Here is a 17,632-nt window from a genome sequence, read left to right as displayed (position 1 = left end):
ATGCAGAAAGAAACCGAAATCAAACTCCGCGTCAGCCGCGAAACCCTCGCCGCCCTGCGCGAGCACCCGTTACTGAAAAAACGCAACAAAAGTGGCTGGGAACGCCGTGAGTTGATGAACCAGTACTTCGACACGCCCGAGCGCGACCTGGCCCAGGCCAAAGTCGCCCTGCGCCTGCGCAAGGATGGCGACGAAGTGATTCAGACCCTCAAGACCCGTGGCCAGAGCGTCGCCGGTTTGTCGGTGCGTAACGAGTACGACTGGAACCTGCCCAAAGCCAAGCTCGACCTGAAGAAACTCGACGGCGAATGCTGGCCCGAGGAACTGGCCGAACTTGACAAGAAAACCCTGAAGCCGATCTTCACCACTGACTTCGTCCGCGAACGCGCGGAAATCGCCTGGGGTCGCGGCAAGTCCAAAGTGGTCATCGAAGCCGCGCTGGACCTGGGTCACGTCGTGGTCGGCAAGCAGAAAGAAGAAATCTGTGAGCTGGAACTGGAACTGCGCGAAGGTGAGCCGGCCGCGTTGCTGGAACTGGCCGCCGAGCTGGCCGAGAAACTGGCCCTGATGCCCTGCGATATCAGCAAGGCCGAGCGTGGTTATCGCCTGTACGACGCCCACAGCTATTCGTTGAGCCTGCCGGCGCCGCAAATCACTGCCGAAACGCCGCTGGACGACGCGTTCGCCGCGCTGAGCTGGCATTTGCTGGGCAGCAGCCAGCGTCTGGCCGAGCAGTATCGCTTCAACGGTCACTGGCGCCTGTTGCAGGACTGGGTGGAAAACCTCGCGGAAATGCGCGCGCTGATCAGCAGCCTCGGCCAGGCCGCACCGCGTCAGTCGACCCACGATCTGCGTGTCGCCCTCGATGCCTTGCTGGAAGACTGGCGCCCGCTGGTCCAGGCCGGCCTGGAAGATGAAGACGTGCGCAAAGCTGCACCTGAGCAGTTCCTCGAAGAACTTGAAGACCCGCGTTGGGGCCTGTTCTCCCTGACCACCTCGCGCTGGTTGCTGGCCCGCACCTGGGCCGCCGACCGCAACACCCGTGGCAATCGCCAGGGCGCTGCGCAACTGGGCAGCTGGTTGCCGCGCCTGCTGGGCGAGGAAACCACTTCGCTGCAATTGCAGCGTTATCAGCAACAGCCGGAAGACCTGGCCGAGCAACTGCCACGCATCGAACGCATCCAGGTCTGGCTGCACCATGCGCGTAACGTGCTGGAGATCCCGGAAATGGATCGCCTGTACGGCGAGCTGAACAAACTGGCGCAACTGGCCAACGAATCGATCACCGACGAAGTCCTGGATGCGCGCAAGCAGCAGGCGATTGCGGTGTATCAGAACCGTGCCTGGAAAATGCTGCTGCGTCTGTAATACCGCTAGCGCGAGCAGCTTGCCGGGCGAAGAGGCCGGAACATCCAGCATCTATGTTGGCTGGTCCGGCGCTTTCGCGGGCAAGCCCGCTCCACAAGGCTTTGCACTGTTCTCAGTGGCCGTGGCTACGGCCAACATGGGAATGCTCAACCTCCGTTGCCACAACCCCGCCGCTCACTTCCAGCCGCTGCAAAATCCCGCATTGATCAATATCCGGCCCTTCGCTGCAACGTTGGCGCAGGTCGAGCAGTTGCGTCTGCAAGGCCAGCAAGCCATCGATCCGCGCCTTGACGTGGTGAATGTGCTCGTCGATCAGCGCGTTGACGCTTTCGCACTGGTCCTGCGGGCTGTCGCGAAACGCCAGCAGGCTACGGATTTCTTCGAGCGTCATGTCGAGGGTGCGACAGTTGCGGATGAAGGTCAGGCGCTCGGCGTGGGCCTGGGTATAGACGCGATAGTTGCCGTCGCTGCGGGCCGGTTCCGGCAGCAGGTTCTCGCGCTCGTAGTAGCGGATGGTCTCCACGGCGCAGTCCGTAAGTTTCGCCAACTCTCCAATCTTCATGACGACAATCTCCAAAACTCCAGAATCGGTGCTTGACCCTATAGTGGCTACAGGGTCTTAACTAGGCAACAGGCACTCTTATGGACGCAACCAATGAGCGATTCCCTGCACTCCCACAAACCCGGGGCTGAACATGAACACAGCCACAAGCTCAAGCCCGTGCAAAAGCATGGCCATGGCGGTCACGACGACGCCTGCTGTTCTTCCAGGGCGACCGCACCCGCGGTGATAAAACTGAGCGAGTCGCCAACGCCCGGGGCCCGGCTGAGCAGTTTTCGCATTGAGGCGATGGACTGTCCAACCGAACAGACACTGATCCAGAACAAGCTAAGTAAACTGACCGGGGTACAGCAGCTTGAGTTCAATCTGATTAACCGGGTGCTCGGCGTGACCCATGATTTGCCCGGTATCGAGCCGATCGTCGAGGCCATCAAATCCCTGGGCATGCAGGCCGAGCCAATGGAGCAGGGTGCGGAAACCCCGACGCCGGTGCCCCGGAAAAAGCCGTGGTGGCCCCTGGCACTGTCCGGTGTGGGTGCATTGCTGGCGGAAGTTATCCACTTCACCGCTTCCGCACCGAACTGGGTGGTGGCGGTTATCGCACTGGTTTCGATCCTCAGCGGTGGCCTCGGTACCTACAAAAAAGGCTGGATCGCCCTTAAAAACCGCAACCTGAACATCAACGCGCTGATGAGCATCGCGGTGACCGGTGCGGTGCTGATTGGCCAGTGGCCGGAAGCGGCGATGGTGATGTTCCTGTTCACCGTGGCCGAGTTGATCGAGGCCAGATCCCTCGACCGCGCGCGCAATGCCATCGGCGGTCTGATGCAGATGACTCCGGACACGGCAACGGTGTTGCAGGCTGATGGCAGCTGGCTGGAACTGGATGTCAAAACCATTGGGCTCGGCGCGCGGGTGCGGGTTCGTCCCGGTGAGCGCATCGGCCTGGATGGTGAAGTGCTGTCCGGCCGGTCGACTATCGATCAGGCGCCGATTACCGGTGAAAGTCTGCCGGTGGAAAAAACCGTCGGCGATAAAGTGTTCGCCGGCACCATCAATCAGGCCGGTTCCCTGGAGTACGCGGTGACCGCCGCCGCGGATAACTCAACCCTGGCCCGCATCATCCACGCCGTCGAGCAGGCCCAAGGGGCGCGGGCGCCGACCCAGCGTTTCGTCGATCAATTCTCGAAAATCTACACCCCGGTGGTGTTCGTCCTGGCCCTGGCGGTGGCGATCATCCCGCCGCTGCTCATGGGCGCTGTGTGGTTTGACTGGATCTACCGCGCGCTGGTGCTGCTGGTGGTTGCCTGTCCGTGTGCGCTGGTAATTTCCACGCCGGTGACCATCGTCAGCGGCCTCGCGGCGGCGGCGCGCAAGGGCATTCTGGTCAAGGGCGGCGTGTACCTGGAAGGCGGGTACAAGCTGGATTACCTGGCTCTCGATAAAACCGGGACGATCACCCACGGCAAACCGGTGCAGACCGATTACCTGTCCCTCGACCCGACCGCTGACGCTACGGCCCCGGCAATTGCCGCTGCGCTGGCCGGGCGCTCGGATCACCCGGTTTCCATGGCCATCGCCAGAGCGGCTGTGGATAAACAAACCACGACGCTGATTGTGGATAACTTCGCAGCGCTGGGCGGGCGCGGTGTGCGCGGCGAGATCAACGGCCAGCTCTACCATTTGGGCAACCATCGTCTGGTGGAGGATCTGGGCCTGTGCTCGCCGGCGCTGGAAGAAAAACTGTTTGCCCTGGAAAAGCAGGGCAAGTCGGTGGTGCTGCTGCTTGATTCGTCCGGCCCATTGGCGCTGTTCGCCGTCGCCGATACGGTAAAAGCGTCCAGCCGCGAAGCCATCCGGCAACTGCATGACCTGGGCATCAAAACCCTGATGCTCACTGGTGATAACGTCCACACCGCACAAGCCATTGCTGCGCAAGTCGGCATCGACGAGGCCAAGGGCGACCTGTTGCCAGGTGACAAACTGCAGGCTATCGAGGCTCTTTATGGCCAAGGGCATCGGGTTGGCATGGTCGGGGACGGCATCAACGACGCGCCTGCGCTGGCGCGTTCCGAGATCGGTTTTGCGATGGCCGCCGCGGGCACCGATACCGCTATCGAAACTGCCGATGTCGCCCTGATGGACGACGACCTACGCAAAATCCCGGCATTCATTCGCCTGTCGCGGCAGACGTCGAGCATCCTCAAACAAAACATTGCCCTGGCTTTGGTCATCAAGGCGATCTTTCTTGGGGTAACCTTCGCCGGGCTCGCTACCATGTGGATGGCAGTGTTCGCCGACATGGGCGTGAGCTTGTTGGTGGTGTTCAACGGTTTGCGCCTGCTGCGCAAATAAAGGATGAGGGACGGTTGTGCTGAGTGCCGAGCTGAAGGCGTTTTACATGGTGGCCCGCCTGGGCAGCATTACCCAGGCTGCAAAAAAGCTCGGCCTGAGCCAGCCGACGGTGACGACACAGATCCGCAACCTCGAAAGCCAGTATGCAGTCGAACTGTTCTACCGTGGCGGCCGGCGTCTCAGCGTCAGCGAGGAGGGCGCGCGGCTACTGCCAATGGTCAAAACGCTGATGCAGCAGGAAGCCGACATCGAGTTTTTCCTGCGCAACTGCGGCCAGGTCCAGGGCACATTGCGCATTGCCGCCACGGCGCCGTATTACATCCTCGACCTGGTGAAGACCTTCCGCGAACGCCTGCCGCAAGTGGAAGTGTCGGTCGAGATCGGCAACTCGCAACAGGTGCTTGAAGCGCTGGAAGATTATCGGGTCGATGTCGCGGCGTCGTCGCAATTGCTCGATGACGCACGGCTGATTCGCCGGGTACTCGGCAGCGATCCACTGGTGCTGGCGGTGCATCGCAATCACCCGCTGGCGGTTCACGATCATGTGCCGCTCGGCGCCTTGGCCGGACATACCTTGCTGATGCGCGAGCCGGGCTCGACTACACGTCGCCTGACCGAAGAGTTGCTGGCCAGTGCCGGCGTGTGTTTCGGCCCGCTGCTGGAGATCGGCAGTCGCGAATCGATCCGCGAGGCGGTGCTGCGTAACATCGGTATCAGCATCATTGCCCGCCAGGAAGTGCCCCATGATCCGCAACTGCGGGTGCTGACCATCGAGAATGCGCCGCAGATTCCCGAGTACCTGTACTGCCTCAAGGAACGCAAAGGTGCGCGGCTGCCGGCGGCGTTTCTGGGGTTGGCGCAGGAAATGGCCCCGGCCTGATTTTTGTGGTGCCAGTGATGACCTCTTCGCGAGCAAGCCCGCTCCCACAGGGAACCGCGATCAACTGTGGGAGCGGGCTTGCTCGCGAAGGCGCCAGATCAAACAACACAGAGCCTGAAGGCTTAACCAAAAATCCTGAATACCACTATCGGCAGTTTTTGCCTTACTGCCACATGACGGACTCATTACAACCCTAGGATGGCCCCATCTGCTAGATGAGGTCCGTCCATGAACAACTCGATCGCAACTGCCCTGACCAACCCCGGCGCACCGATGAAAGTGCGCGGCGTACAGAAACGTTTTGGCGCCTTCACGGCGCTGGATAACGTTTCCCTCGACGTGGCGGCCGGTGAGCTGGTGTGTCTGCTCGGCCCGTCGGGCTGTGGCAAGACCACCTTGCTGCGCTGCATCGCCGGTCTGGAAAAGCAGGACAGCGGCGAGTTGTACCTGGGCGATCGCGACGTTTCCCACCTGGCGCCCCAGGCACGGGATTACGGCATCCTGTTCCAGTCCTACGCGTTGTTCCCCAATCTCACCGTCGAAGCGAACATCGCCTACGGCCTCGCCGGCAGCGGTCGCGACGAAGTGCGCCGTCGGGTCGGTCAGATGCTGGAACTGGTTGGTCTGACCGGCAGTGAGAAAAAATACCCGGGCCAGTTGTCCGGCGGTCAGCAGCAACGTGTGGCACTGGCCCGCGCCCTGGCGCCCGCACCTTCGTTGTTGCTGCTGGACGAACCGATGTCGGCCCTCGATGCCCGGGTGCGCGAGCATCTGTGCACCGAACTGCGCCAACTGCAACGCAACCTCGGCATCACCACCCTGATGGTCACCCACAACCAGGACGAGGCCATGCTGATGGCCGACCGCATCGCCGTGATGAACAACGGCAAGGTCGAGCAGTACGCCACGCCGCAGGAAATCTACAACCGCCCGGCCACACCATTCGTGGCGGAGTTCGTCGGCCAGGGCAACTGGTTGCCGTTCCATAGCGGCAGCGACAGCCACGCCCAGGTCGGCGGGATGAACATGCGCCTGGCCAATGGCAGCGCTAAAACCTCGTCCGGCCGTTTGTTCTGCCGTCCGGAAGCGATCAGCGTCAACCCGCTGGTGCACGAGGAAAACCTGTTCCCGGCCAAGGTTCGTGAAATCACCTTCCTCGGCAACCGCTGCCGCATGAGTTTCGAGCTCGATCAATTACCGGGCCATGCGCTGTTGGCGGAGCTGGCACCGGAAGCCATGCCGCGCCTGGGCGCCCGGCAGATCATGGTCGCCTTGCCGCCGCGCAGCTTGCAGGTGTTTGCCTGATGAGCGCGAACATCGCGCTGCCGCTGCCGCAAAAGCAGGTTCGGCAGACCAGCCGCGCCGAGATCGGTGACCGGTTGTTCGTGGTCGGCGGCAAAGTCCTTCTGTTGGTATTGTTGGGCGTTGCCGTTTTGATGCCGTTGCTGGCGATCTTCTGGCGTGGTTTCAGTGCGGAAACCGGGCAGGGCGGTGGCTGGGTCGCCGCCAAGGAACTGGTGACCAGCGAAAACTTCCACTGGTTGCTCGGTAACAGCCTGAAGGTTTCCCTCAGTGTCGCGGCCATTGTCGTACCGCTGGCCTATCTGTTTGCCTACGCCCTGCAACGCACCCTGATTCCGGCAAAAGGCATCTGGCGTGGCATCTCGCTGCTGCCTTTGATGGCGCCATCGATGCTGCCGGGCATTGCGCTGGTTTACCTGTTCGGCAACCAGGGCATGTTGCGGGGTTTGTTCTCGGACAACATCTACGGCTTCTGGGGCATTGTGCTCGGCGAAGTCATCTACACCTTCCCGCACGCCTTGATGATTCTGCTGTCGGCCCTGTCCCTGGCCGATGCGCGACTGTTCGACGCGGCCTCCAGCATGGGCGCCAGTCCTGCCAAAGCCTTCCGCAGCATTACCTGGCCGGCGACCCGTCAGGCCGTGTTCGCCGCGTTCTGCCTGGTGTTCACCCTGACCATCACTGATTTCGGTGTGCCGGTGGTGGTCGGTGGCGACTATCAAGTGCTGGCGCTGGAGGCCTACAAGGCTGTGGTGGGCCAGCAGCAATTCGGTCGTGGCGCGTTGATCGGCATGGTGTTGTTGCTGCCGGCGCTGTTCAGCTTTGGCGTCGATGCCTGGTTGCGTCGGCGTCACGGCGACTCTATGAGCGGTCGTGCCCAAGTGTTCAAGCCTGCGCCATCGAAACTGCGCGACGGTTGCTACCTGGCCATCGTCCTGTTGATCAGCGCCGCGTTGTTGCTGGTGTTCGGCATGGCGGTGTTCTCGTCCCTGGTGAAGTTCTGGCCGTACAACCTGTCGCTGTCGCTCAACCATTACCAGTTCAACGAAACCGCCGGCGGTGGCTGGCTGGCCTACGGCAACAGCCTGAAGATGGCTTTGGGCACGGCGTTGATCGGCAGCCTGCTGATCTTCACCGGTGCCTACCTGATGGAGAAAACCAAGGGACAGCGCGGCCTGAACCTGACCTTGCGCATGCTCAGCTTCGTACCGATGGCGGTGCCGGGCCTGGTACTGGGGTTGGGTTACGTCTTCTTCTTCAACCTCACCGGCAACCCGCTGCACGTGCTCTACGGCACCATGACGCTGCTGATCGTCTGCACCATCGCTCACTATTTGACCACCGCGCAAATGACCGCCACCACCGCGCTGCGTCAACTCGATGCCGAGTTCGAAGCGGCCGCGTTGTCGCTCAAGGCGCCGTTGTACCGCCACTACCTGCGCGTCACCGTGCCGATTTGCCTGCCGGCGTTGCTGGACATCGTGCGCTACCTGTTCGTCTCGGCCATGACCACCGTCTCGGCGGCGATCTTCCTCTACAGCCCCGACACCATCCTCGCAGCGGTGGCGGTGCTGAACATGGACGACGCCGGCAACGTCGGCGGCGCGGCAGCGATGTCGACCCTGATTCTGTTCACCTCGGCGGGCGTGTCCCTGCTGCTGGCCTGGGCTTCGCGCGGCTTGCTGCGCCGCTCCCAGGCCTGGCGGCAGACCGCGCCCGGTCACTGAATCCCTTCTCCTCAAACCGAAAGCACCCACTCAACTCAAATACAGGAAAAGATCATGTTCAAGCCTATGGCCCTGGCCGCTGCTGTCCTCACCGCTTTCAGCCTGAACGCCTATGCGGCGAAAACCGAGTTGACGGTGTACACCGCTCTCGAAGCCGAACAGCTGACTGCCTACAAGGCCGCGTTTGAAAAGACCAACCCGGACGTCGAAATCAAATGGGTGCGTGATTCCACCGGCATCATCACCGCCAAGCTGCTGGCCGAAAAAGAACGCCCGCAGGCTGACGCCGTATGGGGCCTGGCCGCTTCCAGCCTGGCGATCCTCGATCAGCAAGGCATGCTGCAAAGCTACGCACCAAAGGACCTGGGCAAGATCGGCGGCAACTACCGCGACGCCGCCAACCCGCCAGCCTGGGTCGGCATGGACGTCTGGGCCGCGACCATTTGCTTCAACACTGTCGAAGCCGAAAAACAGGGCCTGACCAAGCCAGTGAGCTGGCAGGACCTGACCAAGCCTGAGTACAAAGGCAAGATCGTGATGCCGAACCCGGCATCGTCCGGCACTGGTTTCCTCGACGTCAGCGCCTGGCTGCAAACCTTCGGCGAGAAGCAGGGCTGGGCGTACATGGACGGCCTGCACCAGAACATCGGCCAGTACGTTCACTCCGGTTCCAAGCCTTGCAAACTGGCGGCTGCTGGCGAATTCCCGATCGGTATTTCCTTCGAGTACCCGGCCGTTCAACTCAAGCGTAAAGGCGCGCCGCTGGACATTATCCTGCCGAAGGAAGGCCTGGGCTGGGAGATCGAAGCGACTGCCGTGATCAAGGGCACTGCCCACGAAGAAGCCGCAAAGAAACTGGCTGACTTCTCCGCCAGCCCTGAGGCGATGGAACTCTACAAAGAAAACTTCGCCGTGCTCGCCCAGCCTGGCATCGCCAAGCCACAGACCGAACTGCCGGCCGACTACGAGCAGCGCCTGATCAAGAACGACTTCGCCTGGGCTTCGAAGAACCGCGACGAAATCCTGACCGAATGGCGCAAGCGTTATGACGGTAAGTCCGAGAAAGTCGTAGCCAAGTAAGATCTTCATCGGCTGAAAGGGCCTCTTCGCGAGCAAGCCCGCTCCCACAGGGAAATGCATTCCAATGTGGGAGCGGGCTTGCTCGCGAAAGCGGTTTCAAATTCAGGACAAGACTTCATGACACAACACAACGACATGCTGATCGTCGGCGCCGGCATCCTGGGTTTGTCCCACGCGTATGCCGCCGCCAAACGCGGTCTGAAGGTCACGGTTTTCGAGCGCAGCGAAACGCCTGTCGGCGCTTCGGTGCGTAACTTCGGCCAGGCCCTGGTCACCGGCCAACCGCCGGGACCGATGCTGGAACTGGCCCGCGCCAGTCGCGCAATCTGGGGCGATTGGGCGCAGCTCGCCGGCCTGCAACTCAAGCGCAATGGCTCGTACCTGTTCGCCCGCACCGAGGCGGAAGAACAACTGCTGGAAGCATTCTGCGATGGCCGCGCGGTGGAGCACGGTTACCGCGTCGACCTGCTGCGCGGCGCCGCATTGCGCGATTTGTACGGCGGCCAGTTCAGCCATCACCGTGCTGCGTTACACGGCATGGACGACCAGCAACTGTATTCGCGCGAAGCGATTCCGGCGCTGATCGACTTCCTGCGCCGTGACCTGGGCGTCAAGTTTCACTTTTCCACCCTGGTGCGCGATGTCGAGCCCGGTTGCCTGCACAGCACCGCCGGCAGCTTTAGTGCCGAGCAGATCATCGTCTGCTCCGGCCACGATTATCAGACCTTGCTGGCCGAGCAGATCGCCGAGCTCGACCCGCAAATCTGCCGCCTGCAAATGCTCCGCGCCCGACCGCACATCAACCTCAACCTGCAACACGCGTTGCTCACCGGCTTGAGTTGCGTGCACTACGGCGCCTTCGCCGACTTGCCGGAGGCCGTGGCGGTGCAGGCAGAAATTCTGCAGTACGCGCCGCATCTGCACGAAAACGGCATTCACCTGCTGATCAGCCCGACACCGTATGGCGAGTTGATCATTGGCGATTCGCACCATTACGGCAGCGATCCGTCGCCCTTCAATGCCGAGCAGGTCGATGATTGGATGATCGAACTGGCCGAGCAGACCCTGGGCTGCAAGGTGCAAGTGGTCGAACGCTGGCAGGGTGTCTATGGTTCACGGGGACCGGGACCGTTCTCGTTCCTGCGCCCGGCAAAAGGCCTGAGTGTGGCGTTGATGCACACTGGCGTTGGCATGAGCGTCGGACCGGCAATGGCCGAACGCAACGTTGCGACGGTATTGGAGGAAATCTGATGGAACGCCATGCACGAGTGATTGCCGAGGTGTTCGGTTTGTACGAGCGCTTTGGCGACAGCGACTACATCGGCGAGCCGGTGTCGCAGATCGAGCACATGTCCCAGGCGGCGGAGCTGGCCATGGCCGAAGGTTTCGATGATGAAGTGGTGCTGGCGGCGTTCTTTCATGACATCGGGCATATCTGCGCCGAAAGCGTGGAGAACATGGGTGGCTTTGGTGTGGTCAGCCATGAGCGCCTCGGTGCCGACTACCTGCGCCGCGCCGGCTTCAGCGAACGCATGGCGCGGTTGGTGGAGTATCACGTGCAGGCCAAGCGTTATCTGACGCTCAAGGAGCCGGGGTACTACGCTCGCCTGAGCGAGGCCAGCCGCCGGACCCTGGAATATCAGGGTGGGGTGATGACGGCTGAAGAGGCTGAGGCGTTCGAAAAAGACCCGTTGTGCGCGGTGAGTTTGCGCATGCGCCAGTGGGATGAGCTGGCCAAGGAGATGTATGTGCCGGTGATTGATCTTGGGGTGTTGAAGGAAAAAGCGCTGCGTCTACTGGCGGCGTAAGGCCTCGGCACCGGGTGGCTGCCTTCGCGAGCAAGCCCGCTCCCACATTGGATTTGTGGCTGGTCACTGATGGATGGTCCAGCACAAAACCCTGTGGGAGCGGGCTTGCTCGCGAAGGCGTCAGTTCAGGCAAAGCAAATGTTCCTGCCTCTACAGCTGTTGTGCCAGAACTTCTATCTGCTCCTGTCGCTCCGCCTGATTCAGTTTGGAATGAGGATTGAGCGACGACCACTGCGGATGCGCCCGGGCCTTGTTCAGGGCTTCGGGTAGCTTGCCTTCGCGCCAGCTCTTGTCCTGGGGCGTGGCTAGCTGAATGCTGTCCATCGCCGCATGCCCACGGGCGTTCAGCGCTTGCAGCAATTGCCGTTGGCGCAACGCCAACAGGCGCAGGACATTGTCATCCACCGTCAGTTCGCGCTGGCCCTTGATCTTGCCGAGCAAACGGCTGCCATAACTGCGCGCGGTTTGCAGCGCGCCACCGGCGATGGCCCCGGCCAGTGCCGCCGCACCCAGAGTAATCCCGCCCACCAACAAGTCGACCCCGGCCCCGGCGGCAGCACCCGCGGCGATACCGCCACCGACGCGCACGCCCAGTTGCTTGAGGGTTTCCGGATTGAACAGGTCATCGCCCCAACGGCCGTCGAGCAGCGGCAAATCACTGGCGGCGGCATCCTGGGGGCGGAAGGCATAGAGTTTGAGTAAGGCTTCGACGCAGCGCTGTTCACGCTGGCGTACGGCTTTGCGCAGTTCTCTGATCGCTTGCTGTTCTTGTTCGGCATCACTGACCACACTGCGTCGGCAGGCCGCGCAATCGATCAGCAGTTCGGCAATCAATCGCTCTGCGCTTTGTTGACGAGCCAGGCGCTGGGCTAGCTGATCGGCGATCAGGCGTTCGAGTTGCGGCCGGGCCGTTTCCAGCAACAGGGCGAGACTTTCATAGAGTCGACGTTCGCCATCTTCCGGCGGCGCGACACTGTCGAAGCGCACCAAGGCATGCAAGCCCAACCGCGCCAGTGCTTCGCGCCAGGCCGGTTCGCGGTGGTTGGCGCTGCTGACGAAATTCAGCACTGGCAGCAAGGGCTTGCCGCAACTGGCCAGCACTTCCAGCTCGTCGCGATACTTGGCCAGCACCGGCTCCCGGGCATCGATCACATAGAGCCCGGCGTCCGAAGCCAGTAACTGGCGTAACACCTTGGCTTCCTGTTCGAAGCGCTGGCGTGCTTCGCTGCCCTCAAGGAACCGCGCCAGTCGCGCCGGGCCGTCGAGGCGTTCGCCGGGACGCTCCAGGCGTTCGAGGTAATCGAGTAGGGCGATGGCGTCTTCCAGGCCAGGGGTGTCGTAGAGGTCGAGCAGCGGCTCGCCGTCCACCGACAGCCGTGCGCCCTCGACATGCCGCGTGGTGCTGGGGCGATGGGACACTTCACCGAAGCCGACGTCGCGAGTCAGGGTGCGCAGCAACGAAGTCTTGCCGACATTGGTGTGGCCGACCACGGCGAGTTTCAGAGGCTGCTTCCAGGTGTCAGTCATGACCCGTCTCCAGCCAGTTCATCGGTGCGCAATCGGCAAACGGCAGCTCCAGCTGTTGCAGCGCCACGTGCCAGTCGCCCAGGCGTTCGGCGTCCAGCGCTTCACCGGGGGGCGCCTGCAACAACCACACGCGGGTGGCGCTGGCGCTGCGGGCCAGTTCGGCAATCAAGGCCAGGCTGCCGCGATCCGGCGAGCGCCGCGGATCGCAGGCGATGGCCAGGCGCGCCGGAGGGAAACGGCTCAATTGTTCGAGGAGTTTGTGCCGCGATTCGCGACTGTCGAGGATACCGGCGTTGCTCACGTTTTTCGGCAAATGCGGTGGCCACGGGCGCTGGTCGTCCAGCTCAATGGCGACCAACAGCGCGCCGTCGCTTTGCTGCTCGGTGACACCGCTTTCCACGCGATGCAGTTGTTCTGGAGCGGCATCGCTGACGCCGAGACGCTCGCTGGTGGGCATCAAGCGTTCGCGCAATTGCGCGTAGCCGGGCAGATTCAAGTCCAGGCGCAGCGCCGTTTGACCCGTCTTCCAGCGCCACAGGCAAAACAGCGCGAGCAGCAGGCGCGGCACCACGCCGTAAACCAACAGCACACCGACCAGCCACGCGGCCCAGGCCTGTCGGGCGCTTTCGATGTTCAATGCCGCATCGCCGCTGGCGCGGATCATTTCCTCGGTCGGCACGCTGAAGCCGAACAGGGCCGGCAATGCGCCGAGGGCCTGGGTCACGGCAATAAAGGTGTCGGCGCCGAGAATCGTGGTTTCCCAGACGAAACCGTAGCGCCGGGTTGCCATCAACATCAGCAGGATGACCAGCGCGCTGAGCATCGCCAGCAACCACAGGCTGTTGACCAGCACGCCGAGGGCCCAGCGATTGAGCTTCTGCCGTTGCAATAACAGAAGCAGGGCGGGGGCCAGTTGCGCGGCTTTGGCATCCCGGGCGAGCTTTTCGCTAAGCCACAGCCACAAGCGCCCGAGGCTGGCGCCGTGTTCGCCGGCAAATACCAGGCCCAGGGCCCAGCCCAGCAGCAGAATCAGGTTGAGCCCGAGCAGGCTGCCCAAGGCCCAGAACACATTCACCGGGTGCAGGCCGTCACCCATTGCGGCAAAGGCCAGGCCGGCGCCGCTGATCACGCCCAGCACCGCCATTACGATCAGCGCCAGTCGTGCACCTTGCAACCAGTGTGTGAGAGCCGCCGCCAGGCCATCGCGTTCGGCCAGCCACAGGGCGCGGCGTTGAATGCGCGTCGGCAAATCGCCCCCGGCGCTGCGGGCCAGACGGTTAGCTTCCAGATCGTCCAGGGGGCCTGCGTGTTCTTCGCGCAGGCGGATGGTTTCTGTCAGCCAGAGGGTATTGAGTTCAGTCACGCGGCATCCCGTCGCTTAATTGAGCTGTGAGCATAACCGCTGTGGCGCTTATCGGCGAAAGCGAGGCTCTGGTATCCTCGCCGGCATGACTAAATCACTCCCCCTCAGCCTGATCGCAGCCCTCGGTGAAAACCGTGTGATCGGCGTCGACAACAGCATGCCCTGGCACCTGCCGGGGGACTTCAAATACTTCAAGGCCACCACGCTCGGCAAACCGATCATCATGGGGCGCAAGACCTGGGATTCCCTCGGTCGCCCGCTGCCGGGCCGCTTGAACATCGTGGTCAGCCGTCAGGCGGATCTGGTGCTGGAAGGCGCGGAGGTTTATCCGTCGCTGGAAGCCGCCGTCGTTCGTGCCGAAGCATGGGCGAAGGAACAGGGTGTCGATGAGTTGATGCTGATTGGCGGTGCGCAGTTGTATGCGCAAGGGTTGGCGCAGGCTGATCGTTTGTACCTGACCCGCGTGGCGTTGAGCCCGGAAGGGGATGCGTGGTTTCCGGAGTTTGATTTGAGCCAGTGGAAACTGGTATCGGATGTGCCGAACCCGGCCGAAGGCGACAAACCGGCGTACAACTTCGAAGTGTGGGAAAAAGCTTAAGAGCTTCGCGAGCAAGCCCGCTCCCACAGGGGATGTGTGTCGTTCACAGATCCAATGTGGGAGCGGGCTTGCTCGCGAAGGGGCCCCCTCAGTCGCTGAAGGATTTAAGCCTGCGCCAACGCCGAATGCTCATCCGCATCCAGCAGCGCCTTATCGGTCTGCTGCATCACCTGGCTGGTAATCGCACCGGCCGTCATCGAACCGCTGACGTTCAACGCCGTGCGCCCCATATCAATCAGCGGCTCGACCGAAATCAACAACGCCACCAGTGACACCGGCAAGCCCATCGCCGGCAGCACGATCAGCGCGGCAAACGTCGCGCCGCCACCCACCCCGGCCACCCCGGCGGAGCTCAGCGTGACAATCGCCACCAGCGTCGCGATCCACAACGGGTCCAGCGGATTGATGCCCACGGTCGGCGCAACCATCACCGCCAACATCGCCGGGTACAGACCGGCACAGCCGTTCTGGCCAATGGTCGCGCCAAACGAGGCGGCGAAACTGGCGATGGACTGCGGGATGCCCAGACGACTGGTCTGCGCTTCGATGCTCAACGGAATCGTCGCAGCGCTGGAACGGCTGGTGAAGGCAAATGTCAGCACCGGCCAGATTTTGCGGAAGAAGCGCAGCGGATTGATCCCGGCAACCGACACCAGCACGCCATGTACGACAAACATCAGGCCCAGGCCGATGTAGGACACCACCACGAAACTGCCGAGCTTGATGATGTCTTGCAGGTTGGAACCGGCGACCACCTTGGTCATCAGCGCCAATACGCCGTACGGGGTCAGTTTCATCACCAGGCGCACCAGGCGCATCACCCAGGCTTGCAGGGTGTCGATGGCGTTGATCACTTTCTGACCTTTCTCGGCATCATCCTTGAGCAGTTGCAGCGCCGCGACACCCAGGAATGCAGCGAAAATCACCACGCTGATGATCGACGTCGGCTTGGCCCGTGCCAGGTCGGCGAACGGGTTTTGCGGAATGAACGACAGCAGCAACTGCGGCACATTCAGGTCGGCGACCTTGCCGGCGTAATCGCTCTGGATGGTTTGCAGGCGGGCCATTTCCTGGGTGCCGGCGACCAGGCCTTCGGCGGTCAGGCCGAACAGGTTGGTCAGGCCGATGCCGATCAACGCCGCGATGGCCGTGGTGAACAGTAGCGTGCCGATGGTCAGGAAGCTGATCTTGCCCAGCGAAGAGGCGTTGTGCAGGCGGGCCACGGCGCTGAGGATCGAGGCGAACACCAGCGGGATCACGATCATTTGCAGCAATTGCACATAACCATTGCCCACCAGATCGAACCAGCCGATCGAGGCTTTCAGCACCGGATTGCCGGCACCGTAGACAGTGTGCAACGCCACACCGAACGCCACGCCCAACACCAGCGCGAGCAGGACTTTTTTCGCCAGGCTCCATGTTGTGTGACGGGTTTGCGCCAGGCCGAAAAGCAGGGCGAGGAACACCAGCAGATTGAGGATCAGGGGCAGATTCATGAAGACTCCGATAAGACTTGTGCCGGTTGCACCCTTGGGCAACCGCGAACCGGCAAGCCTAACAGCTTGAAAACTAATGAATTAATATCAAAAACGCAGGGTGTCCGTCGTTTTTGGAATAAGCGGATGTCGCTGTCAGAAATGCAACTGGCGCGAAAGGGACGTGGGCGGTCGCTGACAGACGAGGACTGTCACACTTATTTGTTAGCGTCGATGTCTTTCACATTCAGGGAGAAACGCCAATGAAGTTCGCACCGAAATTACTGGCTGCAGCACTTTGCCTGGGCCTTGCCGGCCAGGTTTTCGCAACGGATCTGAAACACTGGCCAGCCGATCAGGCCAAGGCACTGGACACGATGATCGCGGCCAACGCCAACAAGGGTAACTACGCGGTGTTCGACATGGACAACACCAGTTACCGCTACGACCTCGAAGAGTCGTTGCTGCCGTTCATGGAGAACAAGGGCCTGATCACCCGCGACAAGCTCGATCCCTCCCTGAAGCTGATGCCGTTCAAGGACACCGCCGACCACAAGGAAAGCCTGTTCAGCTACTACTACCGCCTCTGCGAAGTCGACGACATGGTTTGCTATCCATGGGTCGCCCAGGTGTTCTCAGGCTTTACCCTCAAGGAACTCAAGGGCTACGTCGACGAAATGATGGCGTCCGGCAAACCGGTGCCGGCCACTTACTACGAAGGCGACGTGGTCAAGAAACTCGACGTCAACCCGCCGAAGATCTTCACCGGCCAGCAAGAGCTGTACAACAAGCTGATGGAGAACGGCATCGAGGTCTACGTGATGACCGCCGCCTCCGAAGAACTGGTGCGCATGGTCGCGGCCGATCCGAAGTACGGCTACAACGTCAAACCGCAGAACGTGATCGGCGTGTCGATGCTGCTCAAGGACCCGAAGACTGGCGAGCTGACCACCGCGCGCAAGCAGATCACCGCCGGCAAGTATGACGAGAAGGCCAACCTCGGCCTCGAACTGACCCCGTACCTGTGGACCCCGGCGACCTGGATGGCCGGCAAGCATGCGGCGATCCTGACCTACATCGATGAGTGGAAAAAACCGGTACTGGTCGGCGGCGATACCCCAAGCAGTGATGGTTACATGCTGTTCCACAGTGTTGATGTGGCCAAGGGCGGCATCCATCTGTGGGTCAACCGCAAAGACAAATACATGACCCAGATTAACGGCATGATGGCCAAGAACGCCGCGGCCCAGACCAAGGAAGGGTTGACGGTGACTGCCGACAAGAACTGGGTGATCGTGAAGCCGGAAGAGATTCAATAAAGGCTGCATAAACCCCATGTGGGAGCGGGCTTGCTCGCGAAAGCGGTCTGCCGGTAGACAGGGTTGTTGACTGGCACGACGCCTTCGCGCGCAAGCCCGCTCCCACAGTTGATCTCCCATGTTTGGGAGATTTGTATCAGGCAAAAAAATGCCCCGCACTTGGCGTAATGCCAATCAATCAGGTGAACCGCCTTCCTTGTAGCAGCTGCCGAAGGCTGCGTCCGGCTGCGCAGCAGTCGTACATCCGGCTTGCACGATCTCTCTGACG

General features: G+C 61.8%; 14 protein-coding genes. 10 read left to right on the top strand and 4 right to left on the bottom strand.

Going from position 1 to position 17,632, the window contains the following annotated elements; all coding sequences use genetic code 11:
- Positions 1-1,368: a CYTH domain-containing protein gene (locus PMI28_RS12745; protein WP_007987650.1), complete on the top strand. Its 1,368-nt coding sequence runs from the start codon at positions 1-3 to the stop codon at positions 1,366-1,368.
- Positions 1,369-1,480: 112 nt separating this feature from the next.
- Here PMI28_RS12745 and cadR read toward each other — a convergent pair whose 3' ends face one another.
- Positions 1,481-1,930: a Cd(II)/Pb(II)-responsive transcriptional regulator gene (gene cadR, locus PMI28_RS12750; RefSeq protein WP_007987649.1), complete on the bottom strand. Its 450-nt coding sequence runs from the start codon at positions 1,928-1,930 to the stop codon at positions 1,481-1,483.
- Positions 1,931-2,023: 93 nt separating this feature from the next.
- Between cadR and PMI28_RS12755 the strand changes: the two genes are divergently transcribed.
- From PMI28_RS12755 to PMI28_RS12785, 7 genes are all read left to right on the top strand, one after another.
- On the top strand, positions 2,024-4,285 hold the full coding sequence (locus PMI28_RS12755) for a heavy metal translocating P-type ATPase (protein WP_007987646.1): 2,262 nt from the start codon (positions 2,024-2,026) through the stop codon (positions 4,283-4,285).
- A gap of 16 nt (positions 4,286-4,301) precedes the next feature.
- A complete protein-coding gene (locus PMI28_RS12760; protein ID WP_007987644.1) occupies positions 4,302-5,165 on the top strand; it encodes a LysR family transcriptional regulator in 864 nt (287 codons plus the stop codon).
- 228 nt (positions 5,166-5,393) lie between these two features.
- On the top strand, positions 5,394-6,470 hold the full coding sequence (locus tag PMI28_RS12765; RefSeq protein ID WP_007987643.1) for a putative 2-aminoethylphosphonate ABC transporter ATP-binding protein: 1,077 nt from the start codon (positions 5,394-5,396) through the stop codon (positions 6,468-6,470).
- On the top strand, positions 6,470-8,194 hold the full coding sequence (locus PMI28_RS12770; protein ID WP_007987642.1) for a putative 2-aminoethylphosphonate ABC transporter permease subunit: 1,725 nt from the start codon (positions 6,470-6,472) through the stop codon (positions 8,192-8,194). The genes PMI28_RS12765 and PMI28_RS12770 overlap by 1 nt, the downstream gene beginning before the upstream one ends.
- A 54-nt stretch (positions 8,195-8,248) precedes the next feature.
- On the top strand, positions 8,249-9,274 hold the full coding sequence (locus PMI28_RS12775) for a putative 2-aminoethylphosphonate ABC transporter substrate-binding protein (RefSeq protein WP_007987641.1): 1,026 nt from the start codon (positions 8,249-8,251) through the stop codon (positions 9,272-9,274).
- 117 nt (positions 9,275-9,391) lie between these two features.
- Positions 9,392-10,525 carry a TIGR03364 family FAD-dependent oxidoreductase gene (locus PMI28_RS12780; protein WP_007987640.1) on the top strand — a complete coding sequence of 378 codons (1,134 nt, stop codon included), beginning with the start codon at positions 9,392-9,394 and terminating at the stop codon, positions 10,523-10,525.
- Positions 10,525-11,082 (top strand): phosphonate degradation HD-domain oxygenase, encoded by a 558-nt coding sequence (locus PMI28_RS12785; RefSeq protein WP_007987639.1) that lies wholly within the window; start codon positions 10,525-10,527, stop codon positions 11,080-11,082. Before PMI28_RS12780 ends, PMI28_RS12785 begins: the two co-directional genes overlap by 1 nt.
- 150 nt (positions 11,083-11,232) lie before the next feature.
- Here PMI28_RS12785 and PMI28_RS12790 read toward each other — a convergent pair whose 3' ends face one another.
- Both PMI28_RS12790 and PMI28_RS12795 read right to left on the bottom strand, forming a co-directional pair.
- Positions 11,233-12,609 carry a GTPase/DUF3482 domain-containing protein gene (locus PMI28_RS12790; protein WP_007987638.1) on the bottom strand — a complete coding sequence of 459 codons (1,377 nt, stop codon included), beginning with the start codon at positions 12,607-12,609 and terminating at the stop codon, positions 11,233-11,235.
- The gene (locus tag PMI28_RS12795) at positions 12,602-13,972 is read right to left on the bottom strand and encodes a DUF2868 domain-containing protein (RefSeq protein WP_007987637.1); all 1,371 of its coding nucleotides are present in this window, start codon (positions 13,970-13,972) and stop codon (positions 12,602-12,604) included. The genes PMI28_RS12790 and PMI28_RS12795 overlap by 8 nt, the downstream gene beginning before the upstream one ends.
- 85 nt (positions 13,973-14,057) lie before the next feature.
- Here PMI28_RS12795 and PMI28_RS12800 point away from each other — a divergent pair, with 85 nt between their 5' ends.
- Positions 14,058-14,570, top strand: coding sequence for a dihydrofolate reductase (locus PMI28_RS12800; protein WP_007987636.1), 513 nt, complete (start codon positions 14,058-14,060; stop codon positions 14,568-14,570).
- Between the two features lie 104 nt (positions 14,571-14,674).
- On the opposite strand, the gene PMI28_RS12805 is transcribed toward PMI28_RS12800, so the two are convergent.
- Positions 14,675-16,066, bottom strand: a complete 1,392-nt coding sequence (locus tag PMI28_RS12805) for an L-cystine transporter (RefSeq protein ID WP_007987635.1) — start codon at positions 16,064-16,066, stop codon at positions 14,675-14,677.
- Between the two features lie 242 nt (positions 16,067-16,308).
- On the opposite strand from PMI28_RS12805, the gene PMI28_RS12810 reads away from it, so the two are divergent.
- Positions 16,309-17,364: a hypothetical protein gene (locus tag PMI28_RS12810; RefSeq protein ID WP_007987634.1), complete on the top strand. Its 1,056-nt coding sequence runs from the start codon at positions 16,309-16,311 to the stop codon at positions 17,362-17,364.
- The last annotated feature ends 268 nt before the right edge of the window (positions 17,365-17,632 follow it).

The organism is Pseudomonas sp. GM48 (genome assembly GCF_000282335.1).
In the GTDB taxonomy this organism is placed as follows: domain Bacteria; phylum Pseudomonadota; class Gammaproteobacteria; order Pseudomonadales; family Pseudomonadaceae; genus Aquipseudomonas.
The sequence above is the reverse complement of the archived record's forward strand: the minus strand, read 5'-3'. Positions and strand labels throughout refer to the sequence as shown.